Here is an 11663-nt window from a genome sequence, read left to right on the forward strand (position 1 = left end):
TTTTTCTGTCTTCTCCTTATGTCTTTTGTCTTATATCTTTCTTCTCCCTACCCCACCTGCATCCGCAAAACCTCTAATGGTGGTTTGTTCAACACATCTCGGCTGTTCAACATTCCCAATACAACTGTCAAAACGGTAATCACAAAAAAGGTCACAACCACAGGTGTCCAATCGGGAGTAAAAGGCGTTTCAAATGTATATTTCGCCAAACCCCAACTCCCTGCAACCGCCAACAAAATGCCGACAAAAGAAGCCAAACTCCCCAAAAAGAAATACTCCAAAGCGTTGATGGTCAATATTTGGCGGCGACTTGCGCCCAATGTTCGTAGCAAAACGCTCTCTTTGATTCGTTGAAACTTGCTGATAATCACCGAACCAATCAGAACCAATAAACCTGTCAAAATGCTGAACAAAGCCATGAACTGAATCACAAAAGACACCTTGCCGAGAATATCGTCCACCGTTTCGAGAATCATGGTCAAATCCACAATCGAAACATTCGGATGCGCCTCGACAACCGCTTGTTGAAACTTGGCGGAAGCTTGTTCGGAAGGTGTGCGGGTAACGAGGATGTGAAACTGCGGTGCTTCCTCCAAAACACCTGCTGGAAACAGCACAAAAAAGTTGCTTTGCAGTCTGCGCCAATCCACTTTGCGGATGCTACCCACCACGGTTTCAATGATTTGCCCTTGCACATTGAAGCTGACCCTATCACCAACACCCACTTTCATGTTGTCTTGAATGCGTTCTGCAATGGAGATGAAAATGGTATCTTCTGGCGAGTTGACCCGCCCCCGCCATTCCCCTGCAATGATCTTTTCGGATTCGTCCAGCGTATCCCGAAAACTCACCCGATATTCTCGATTCAACACCCAACGGCTGATGTCTCTTGTCGTGTCTTTTCGCATCTCCGTCACCGTTGAATCGTTGATGCCTGCCAAACGCATCGTCACCACAGGCACTTCTTGCATCACAGGCAAGCCATTGGCTTTGGTCAATGCTGCCATATCTTCTTTTTGGTCGGTTTGAATATCGAACAAAATCATATTTGGGCGGTCATTATTGCCTGCAATCGATACTTGATTGAGCAGCAAGCTTTGAGTAAAGAACAGTATAGAAATCAAAGCCGTACCCAAACCAATACACACCATCAGCGTCAAAGTTTGATTGTTGGGGCGGTACAAATTCGCCAAACTTTGCCGCCAGACGTAACTCCATTGCATCGGGAAAAATCGGCGCACCGACCATATCAATAGCTTAGAAATGCCCGCCAACACTACTAAGGCTGCCACAATTCCGCCCGTAAAATACGCTGCATCTTTGAGGTCGCCGATTTGCCAGTAGGTAAAGCCAAATACAAACAAACCAATGAGTGCAAACACCAACCATCGCCAATTGTCTTGCGCCTCTACATCGTTGCCCGAATCTCCTAAATCCCGCAAGGTGCGAAGCGGTGAAACTTTACGAATAGCCAATAAAGGCAAGAGTGCAAACAAAATAGAGATGCTCACACCTATCAGAATCCCTTGTCCAATTGCGGCCCACGAAATGCTCAGGCTGACTTCAACGGGTAAAAAATCACCCACCACTTTCGGCAAAAGCACCTGTATCATACTACCCAAAAATGCTCCAACAATAGAACCCAGCAGCCCCATAACTGCAATCTGAATCAGATATATCAAAAATCCCTGTGTGCCTTTGACCCCCAAACAGCGCAAAATGGCAACGGTTTTTCGCTTTTCACGGATATAAATATGCACCGAACTCGCTACACCAATACAACCCAACAAAAGTGCGATGAACGCTACTAAATTCAAAAAACGGTTCATGGACAGAAATGCATCTCGAACATTTTCTTGCCGTCCTTCAACGGTTTCGATGAACATTCCCTCTTCTTTCAATTCTGGACGGAGTTGTTCTGCAATTTTTTCGGATTCTGCTGTTTCATTGAAGCGGTAGTAGTAGTTGTAAAACACTCGGCTGCCCCGCTGTATCAAATTGGTTTCGGGCAAATATTGAAGCGGAATAAACACAGGCGGAGCAACGGTTCCTGCAATGCCTGACTGTCCAGGCACTTTGGTCAATTCTCCTTCAATCCTAAATTTGGTTTCCCCCAATTGTATGCTATCGCCAATTTTGGCATTGAACTGCATCATCAACGTGCGGTCTATCAATGCTTTGTGTCCTCCTGTTTTGAAGGATTGGCTCGCTGTCCGTGGTTCGCTGACAATTTCACCATAAAAAGGGTAATCGCCCTCCAATGCCCGCACTTGTACCAATCTCGTGCCGCCACTTTTGGGGAAATAGACCATTGAAGCGAAGGAACTTTCTTCGGAGAGTTCATCTCCAAAACTGCGAAACAAGCTGTCTTGCGAACTTGTCACAGGGTTGCGGCTGCCAATGGACAAATCTGCTCCTAATAAGGATTTGGATTGTCGCTGCACATCTTTTTGAAGATTGTGGCTAAAGGAATTGATGGCTACCAAAGCGGCAATGCCGATTATTATGGAAGAAGTAAAAAGGAGTAAACGCTGACGGCTTTGACGACTGTCTCGCCATGCCATTTTGAAAAGCCATTTCCACATATTGTTGGATGGTTGTGTTGTTTTATTGCTGAGGTTGGGTAACATTGAAGGAGCTAGGATTGTTTGTTAAGAACGGTTAATGTTTTTCAGTACAAGGTAGAGGTGGGTTGCGATTTATTCCTTTTTAGTGCGAAGACCTATTGTTATCCTTCCCTCCCATATTCCTAAAAATAATGGAGTAGTTGGATTCTGTTAGAGTTCATGGGGATAATTTTTAATACAAAAAGCCATCGAAAGAACATTTTTTTCAATCAAATATTGAAGTAAATGTTGTTCTCTCGATGGCTCTAATTTATGTAGCAACAAGATGGTGCATCAATTAATTAGTACACTGATTGAGCAATCAACCATTGATTATTACAACTGAATGTTCAATGCAAAATTGAAGATTGTGCCCAACTGACTGAAATGGTATCCATCATAGGTCATTTGAGAATAACGCTGATTGAAGGTAATCAAATTGGATTGGTTTTTCAAGAAAGCAGCATCATTCAATAGTGCTTCTGAACCTGCATCTGCTTTGAATTCCCATTCAGGCAATACATTCAACAAGTTGTTGATGTTTGCTCCCAAACCTATTTTGTCGGTCAATTGATAGTTCAAATTCAGGTCGGTCACAACTTTTGTGGCAAATTCTGTGTAAAGACGTGAATCTAACCCTTGTTGTCTAAATTCGGTAGGACCAAATACAGTGTTGTATAGACCTAAGCTAAATTTGTCAAGTGTGTAGTCAATACCAAAAATCACTTTGAATTTAGGGCGAGAAGTAAAAAACAAGGCTTCTTGTGTCGCATTAGAAACGGTTTTACCAGCCTGTTCTACCAAAGTCGGGTTTTTCACATCTCCATCTCTTTCGTTTTGAAGGGTATAGTTACCAGAAAGATTCAAAGCTACTGAACCTTTACCCAATTCAATACCTTTGTAGTTGGCTACAAAGTCAATACCAGAAGTACGGGTATCCAAAGCGTTCACAAAGAAACTCAAATCAGAAAGGTTGTTGGCAGATAAAATGGCATCCAAAGAAGTGTTTCCAGCTTCTGTTGCACCAATTTCGGTACTCAAGATGATTCTGTCTGTTACTGCAATATTGTAGTAATCCAAAGTGAAGCTAAAGTTGTAGTTTGGTCTAACACCGATACCAACCGTGATGTTGGTAGATTCTTCTGGCTTTAAAGATGGAAGACCCAACAATCGGGCCTCTCTCGAAACGTTGTTGATCAAACCACCTACTTGAATACCTTCACCTGGAATAAAACTATACTGTGCTTTTTGGGTATAGATTTGGTGCAGCAATGGTGCTCTGAAACCTGTTGAAGCAGAAGCTCTAACGGTCACTTTGTCGTCTGCCAATTTGTAGCGAGAACTTACCTTCCAAACAAAGGCACTACCGAAGTCACTGTAGTTTTCAGCACGAATCGTACCGTTGACCAAAAAGTCGTCGGTCAAATCCAATGCGATATCTGCATATCCTCCAAAGTTGAAACGGTTGAAAGAACCTGAGTTTCTTGGGTCATTACCTGCAAAAGAGTCAGGCCCACCATCTTCATAAGATGCTTCCGAACCTTGAATAACAGTAAAAGTTTCGCTTCTAAACTCCGAACCAAACGCAATTCCTACTGTTTCGGACAATCTTCTACTTATGTCAATGTTACCTACTGCATGTGAAAATCTTGTGCCTCCTACATCAAAAATAAGTGGACTGTTTTCACGGTATTTGAAAGTGCCATCAGGATTCAAAGTACCATTGCGGTTGTGAGAATTGCGTACCAAGTATGTTTGTTCGTTTCCACCTACGGTAAAACTCAAATCTGCTATCCAGTCATTTTTGGTTGTTTTGAAGCCCAATGTGGCATTGTAGTCATTCAAATCACCATCGAAAGTAGGCACATATCCAACATATTCACCATTAGGTCCATTTGGGAAGAAGTCTGCTAAGTAAGGAAAGTCTGCTAAGGTTCTCCAATAAGGAGTTCTGTAATTGGCAAAACTGTTTACTTTTTTGTAAACATAAGCTGCATTACCATATATTTCTGTGTTATCAGAAATATTAGAACCAAAATTAACCAACCCTTTAGCAGAAGTAGTTTCTGGAGATCCATTGATGTTACCTGCATCTGGCATAGTGGCTAAAAATGCCTGAACAACTGCAATATCTGCACCAAAGTCACCTGCTTCACCTTCTGCATCTACCATACCAGGACGGTTTGCCAAGTCTCTGCGAGAGAAATCAATGGTATAATTGATAAAGCCGTTTTCGCCCAGTTTTGAACCATTGTTCAAAGTAATACCATAGGTTTCTCCATCGCCTTCGCTGGTAAGACCTCCAGAAATGGTGACACTTCCATTCTCTGCATCGTCTTTCAAAATAACGTTCATTACTCCTGCAATTGCATCGGAACCATATTGAGCCGAAGCACCGTCTCTCAGAATTTCTACTCTCTTAATAGCTCCTTGTGGAATTGCAGAAATATCAGCTCCCGTTTCACCACGACCTGGAGAGGTTTGGGTGTAAAGCAATGCACTGGTGTTTTTACGCTTTCCGTTGATCAAAATCAAGGTACGAGAAGGTCCCATGTTTCTGATTTCGTAAGGGTCTAATAGCGAAGTCGCATCGTTTACAGGCGTATTCACTGAGTTAAATGATGGAATACGATAAGTCAATGCTTTGTCGAAACTGTTTTGGCCTGTCATAGCTAACTCTTTCGCTCCAACTACGTCAATGGGTAGAGGCGTACTTGTAGAAGAGCGAGGAGCTGTACGACTACCCGTTACGACTACATCCGCAAATGTCAAACCTTCTTCCATTGTGATGTTCCAAGTAATAGTTTGACCTGATGACAAGGTTATAGTATTTGATTGTGACTCAAAACCAATGTAACTTGCTTCTACCTTCATGCTACCTGGTTCTACTTTGAGAGAATAAGAACCATTTGCATCTGTAATCGTTCCTGTAGTAGTACCAGAAACTAAAACAGTTGCTCCAATAAGAGGCTCACCGTCCTTATCCATTATCTTACCTGAAATCGTTTGTGCACTTGCCGCAAACGGAAGCATTAATAATAATGCTAGAAAAATTGTTGTTAATTGTTTCATATAAAATATTTATAAATAAAAAAAAACTAATTTCAATCTATTGAAAAAAATTGGTTCATTGAAGGTTTCTATATTGTAGAGTATTTCAAACTTGATGAAACCAATCAAGCTCCCAAGTTAAAATAAATTGAAGAATTTATTTATTTTTGTAAATTTTTTCTAATGTTAAATTAACATTTAGGTAACATTTCTTTTCTCACAAATCCCATTCATGTGGTATTTTATTGAAACTACCTGTTTTTCAAAAAATATTTTATCAGGAATTAACCCTTGCTGCTAATTTAGAAAAAGCAAGGACTTTTCGACCTTCAATAAAGCACAAAAGGCTAAAAAATGAGGTCCTTTGACAAAATCTGTGATAGGAAACTTCGGAAGTTTGCCGCTTAAAAAATCAACAAACTATTTCGCTAATAATTAATTGCTTATAAAATGAAACTTCCGAAGTCTTTATGGCTTCCACAAAAATTTTCAAAGAACCAAAAATGGAATAATAAACTGCAAAATTCTATCAGGACAAAGAACACATACTTTGAAGCCTTCGACTCTGAGTAATTGCTTATTTTTGGGTTCTTTTAAAAAATTAGTTTCTTTGACCAGAAGACTACGGTAGTCTATTCGTTTGAAAATTAGGTGGCTATTGTAAAATCAGTCTACCGTAGTCTTTTATCCTCCAATGAATTTGTCAAGGAACCAAAAATTGAACTTAATATTTATGGTCATCATCACAGGCGCAGCAGGTTTTATCGGTAGTTTTTTTGCAAAATATTTGAATGAAAAAGGCATTAAGGATTTGATATTGGTAGATGATTTTTCGAGAGAGGATAAATTACCCAATTTGAAGGGGATTGAACATTTGGGATGGGTGCATAGAGATGCTTTTATTGCGTGGTTGCCATCTAATTACCAAAACATCACCGCTATTTTTCACATTGGCGCACGAACTGATACCACTGAATTTGATACGGCTATCTTTGACCGACTAAACCTACATTATACCCAAAATTTGTGGAAACTGTGTACCAAATACCAAATTCCACTGGTCTATGCTTCTTCTGCTGCAACGTATGGTTTGGGGGAATTAGGCTACGAAGACCGACACGATATTGTTGAGCAATTGCAGCCATTAAATGCCTATGGACGCTCCAAAAATGATTTTGATAAATGGGCTTTGCAGCAAACAGCGAGTCCTCCAATGTGGTATGGATTGAAGTTTTTCAATGTGTATGGCCCCAATGAATACCATAAAGGACGTATGGCTTCGGTTATTTTTCATGCTTTTCGACAAATTCAAGAAACAGATAAGATGAAATTGTTTCGATCTCACAATCCTAACTTTGAAGATGGAAAACAACTTAGAGATTTCGTCTATGTGAAAGATGTAGCAAAAGTGATGTACTTTTTGTTGCAACAAATACCTGCATCTGGCTTGTACAACTTAGGTACTGGTCAAGCCCGCACCTTTTTGGATTTGGTGACCAATACTTTTGCCGCATTGGATAAAACTCCTTACATTGAATTCATTGATACTCCGATGGATATTCGGGACAAATACCAGTATTTTACTGAAGCCAATATGGCCAAATTGAAGGAAGCAGGTTATGATGAAGTATTTTATTCTTTGGAAGAAGGGGTGAAAGATTATGTGCAAAATTATCTGCTAAAGAGGTAGTATGCAAAATCGTTGGAATGCGACTACTGATTTGTCAAGATTAAAATGGTTTATCGAAAATTTTAGTGGATTGAGATTTTTGAAGTTTATTTTTAAGGAAATGGAAGATTTGAAAATCAGGATACTCTACAAAAGGAAACTTCAGAAGTCTTCAACTGCTCCACTAAAAACAACTATGGGCCTTTTTTCATTCATTCCTAACATCTTCATTAAATTGTGCGAATAGTAAATTTTCCTGATTATAACGGATTGCTGAGATTACGATAACCTCCTAACGAAGCAGCGATTAACAAATTCTTTAGTCATTTGTGCAGGAAATAACTCGAGGCTTGTTGCCCATATTTCGCTAATTATTTGGCGAGCTATTTGCTTTCACTTCACAAAATGAAGCTGTTACTGGGGCAATAATCCAATTTTTCGCTATATTTACCATTCTAAGCACACCAAAATACGAGTAGATCCATATCGGCTAAAAGTCGGTACGATAAACTCATTCATATTAAGCGCAACCAAGTAACAAAACATAGACAAATTCATCTGATAAATGGAGTATCTGGGAGCATCAGTGATTATTAATTATCATATTATATACGAAAAAAAATAAGAATACGAAAATTGGCTAAATGAAATAGGCCCAATTTGTAGAAATTCAAAAGGCAATATTGATTGGCAAATAATCCGCCCAATACCCAATTTAACGTATGATTATACTGTTATTGGTTTCCGCATTGATTGTTTATTTTACTTAAACCCACCCCTTACCCCTCCCAAGAGGGGAATTTCCCACTTGGTACAAGCATTCCCCTCCTTGGAGGGGCAGGGGTGGGTTGCGATTTATTCCTTTTTAATGTGAAGACCTATATCATCAGATTCGATACAATTGAAAATCTAAGGAATTGGATGGAATCTGATGTATGAGAAAGTTTAATTGATAAAGTAAAACCTTTTTTTGCCAAAGACGACAAATATTATATTAAAACTGGTTTAGATTTCCTTTTTCTGACAGAAAATCAAACTCAAAAAGTACCTGTCCGATGGAAACAATACTTGGTCACTTGGTCAGCTATTTATACTTTATCCATAATAGTTCCTTTCCTCCTTCTGCCATTATTAAAATCCTTAGATTTTTCTGAAAACCAATTTATCAATTCATTTTTTATTTCTGGCATTATTGTTTTTATAATGGTATTGGTTTCCGCATTGATTGTTTATATTACTTAAACCCACCCCTTACCCCTCCCAAGAGGGGAATTTCCCACTTGGTACAAGTATTCCCCTCCTTGGAGGGGCAGGGGTGGGTTGCGATTTATTCCTTTTTAATATGAAGACCTATATATTTATTAATGCCATCATATACGAGATTAATAAAAAAATAGCTTTATAAATAAAATTTAAAAAGAATCCATTTGCATTAAGTGGAAATTGTCATTTTCACAACAATACAGTTCTGAAATTCCTCATTTTGTCCATTTCACAACTCCTCAATTCTTGACTTGTTTCTCCAAAAAATCTATCAAGCGTTTCAAATTTTGGATAGTTTGTTCCTTTGCTGCAATCAGATTTTTGAGGTAATAGATTTCTGTATCCTTGCTTTCATTTTGTTGTTTCAATTGCTGTATATTCATCTGTAAATGATCAATGTAAAGCTTGATTTTTAGGCGGTTTTGTTCAGAAACTTCTGCCAAAATATTTTCATCCAATTCATTAATTACCTTTGAATAATACGTAGCTCCTTCTTCTTCCAGTTTGTTCACCTTCAATGCTTCCACACTCAACTTTTCTGTCGAAAATTGCGACATATCTTTTTCTATCAAATCATCCAAGTTGGTTTTGAACAATTCTGCCATCTTGCGTATCAATTCAATGCTTGGATTCGATCTCCCTCTTTCATAATCACTTATAGTATTCCTCTTTGCCCCAATCAAATCTGCAAAAGCAATTTGGTTCAAGCCCAATTTTTTTCTAAAATAGCGAATATTGTTACTTAGATACATTTATTGAAGAAATTTGTCGATAAAATACGAAAAAACAAATAATATATCGTAAATTTGTGGCGAAACAGATATTAGTCGAATATTTGTTTAAAAAATAGCGATAATGCCGTAAAAATACAAAAAATTAACGAAATGGAACAAAAACCCCTTTTTATCTTCAAAAGCATATGCAAGCCATCCCTTGCTTCAAAATTAGACATTTACACTTTTGAAGTCTTATTCAATACATATATTCAGCTTTCGGATTATGGAACAAGTGTAGAACAAATCGTTTTTACCTTCCTTGCCACTTCAAAAAAAGATTCTTTAGAAGGAAAGGAACAACAAAACTATATTGAAGTAGATAAAACTTTGGAAATCAAATTATCCCTTTCTTATCAACAAGTTGCTTCGACAGATGAACACACCATAAAAGAGTTGATGGCAGCCTTGTTTTTGAAGTCAATTGCATTGTATGCCGACATGGATTTACCAGATTTTGACTGGCAGATTTTTTATATTGATACAAAAACCCTATTGGTCAAAGAAAAATGGTTAGGGCCTAATATTTCGATGAAGCAACAGTTTTTGCTTGATTTTGGTATTGGAGGAACAGATTGGTTGGCTATGGGCAAAAAAATGTCGCATTTTTACCAAATAGAAAAAAGCCTGAATCGTTATATCGATCTAAGTGACTATGGAATTGGTGTTCACCAAATACAATGTGCATTTGTGGCAATGCCCAATACTTCGATTTTCCCCGATACCAGTGTGAAGGAATATGTATTTGCCAAAAAAATGGTGAAAATTGTGGTGGTAGTAGATTATGACGCTTTGCTGGAATCAGACGAATATAGTTTGTTGAACCTATTGGGAACGTACTTATTGAAGACTATTTTGCAGCTTGCAGAACTACAAATTGCAGATTTTGACTGGAAAAACCTATATAGACACATACGTTGGTTACTGATTATTGAAGAATGGCTGGACGAGCCACTTACTTTGGTCGAAAAAACGAGCATAACGGGGCTTCCAAGTAGTTTGATTAGACGTATCGAAAGCAATGTAGATACAGTAAGAGTAGGTGCGGTCAAGACTTATTGCGAAAAATTGAAGGTTCCTTATAGTGCAATTGTTCCAGAATTGGTGAGTTGATACATCAAATCCTTTTTTCAAAAAGAGATTGCCTCCAATGTCCATTTTCCACGTACGCTTTCAGAAGTAAGGGATTCATTCAATAGATCTAAATACGCTTTGCGGGGTATGTCAATAGCACCTAAGCTCTCAAGATGATCCGTATGTATCTGACAATCAATTAGGTTGAATCCCCATTTTTGAAGGTTGTACACCAAGGTAATAAAACCTGCTTTGGAGGCATTGCTTTGATAAGTAAACATGGACTCACCAAAATAAGCCCCTCCCAAAGAGATGCCATACAAACCGCCCACCAATTCTTGCTGCGTATTCCAGACTTCAATAGAGTGGGCAAACCCCATTTCATGTAATTTACAATAGGCTTCCAACATTTCGGAGGTAATCCAAGTACCGTCTTGACCTCTCCTCGGCTGTTGTTGGCAGGCAGTGATGACACTTCTAAAATCTTGATCGGCAGTTATCGTGAAGGTTTCCTTACGAAATACCTGCTTCATGCTTTTAGAAACCTTCAAATCTTCGGGATACAATACACATCTTGGATCGGGTGACCACCAAAGAATCGGCTCATACTCTGAAAACCAAGGGAAAATGCCCATGCTGTAAGCCAATAGCAGCCTCTCAGAGGATAAATCACCTCCAATAGCCAACATTCCATCGTCTTCAGCCATATTGGGAGGAGGAAAAGCCAGATAGGTTTTGTCTAAGGCGTAGATAGGCATGAGAAAAATTGAAGTGATTTCACATATTGAAAAAATCTTCTCTAAGCTTATTGATATTCAATAGTAGCACCAATGCCTCTATCTACAAGTGCCTCACGCATAGGCTTTAACTTGCTTTCTACACCATGTCGAACAGAGTATTGTCCCTTCATGTGGATAATCAATGCACACTGTTCTGCTTGTTCAGGAGTATGGTTACAAATATCTATCAGTGATTCGATTACCCAATCAAATGTATTAATTTCATCGTTGTGAACCACTAAGTTACATTGTTTGCCAATAACTGTTTCCAATAGTTCATCCACCACTGTTTTGGTGATTTCTTGTGTTGTAGGGTTTGCCATAAGAAATGATTTTTAAATAAGTTTCACAAAAATAGATGTTTTTTGGGAATTATGTGTTGGATTTCGTTTCTTTTTCGTCAAGTATTTTGTTATTAGAAAAAATTAATATCTGGTATAATATTTGA

Annotated in this window: 7 protein-coding genes; 2 read left to right on the top strand and 5 right to left on the bottom strand. The window is 38.6% G+C overall.

Annotation, left to right across the window (positions count from 1 at the left end; translation table 11 throughout):
• Window positions 1-47: 47 nt before the first annotated feature.
• The gene (locus R3E32_28475; protein ID MEZ4888695.1) at window positions 48-2585 is read right to left on the bottom strand and encodes an FtsX-like permease family protein; all 2538 of its coding nucleotides are present in this window, start codon (window positions 2583-2585) and stop codon (window positions 48-50) included.
• Between the two features lie 357 nt (window positions 2586-2942).
• Window positions 2943-5678 carry a TonB-dependent receptor gene (locus tag R3E32_28480; GenBank protein ID MEZ4888696.1) on the bottom strand — a complete coding sequence of 912 codons (2736 nt, stop codon included), beginning with the start codon at window positions 5676-5678 and terminating at the stop codon, window positions 2943-2945.
• A 697-nt stretch (window positions 5679-6375) separates the two neighbouring features.
• Here R3E32_28480 and rfaD point away from each other — a divergent pair.
• Window positions 6376-7347: an ADP-glyceromanno-heptose 6-epimerase gene (gene rfaD, locus R3E32_28485; GenBank protein MEZ4888697.1), complete on the top strand. Its 972-nt coding sequence runs from the start codon at window positions 6376-6378 to the stop codon at window positions 7345-7347.
• A gap of 1481 nt (window positions 7348-8828) precedes the next feature.
• Here rfaD and R3E32_28490 read toward each other — a convergent pair.
• On the bottom strand, window positions 8829-9341 hold the full coding sequence (locus R3E32_28490) for a helix-turn-helix transcriptional regulator (GenBank protein MEZ4888698.1): 513 nt from the start codon (window positions 9339-9341) through the stop codon (window positions 8829-8831).
• Between the two features lie 132 nt (window positions 9342-9473).
• Between R3E32_28490 and R3E32_28495 the strand changes: the two genes are divergently transcribed.
• Complete coding sequence (locus tag R3E32_28495) at window positions 9474-10475, top strand: hypothetical protein (protein MEZ4888699.1); 1002 nt, start codon at window positions 9474-9476, stop codon at window positions 10473-10475.
• Window positions 10476-10492: 17 nt separating this feature from the next.
• On the opposite strand, the gene aat is transcribed toward R3E32_28495, so the two are convergent.
• The gene (aat, locus tag R3E32_28500) at window positions 10493-11194 is read right to left on the bottom strand and encodes a leucyl/phenylalanyl-tRNA--protein transferase (GenBank protein MEZ4888700.1); all 702 of its coding nucleotides are present in this window, start codon (window positions 11192-11194) and stop codon (window positions 10493-10495) included.
• 47 nt (window positions 11195-11241) lie between these two features.
• Entirely contained in the window at window positions 11242-11538 is a 297-nt protein-coding gene (locus R3E32_28505; protein ID MEZ4888701.1) for an ATP-dependent Clp protease adaptor ClpS, read from the bottom strand.
• Window positions 11539-11663: the final 125 nt, after the last annotated feature.

The organism is Chitinophagales bacterium, from assembly GCA_041392475.1.
GTDB lineage: Bacteria > Bacteroidota > Bacteroidia > Chitinophagales > UBA2359 > JAUHXA01.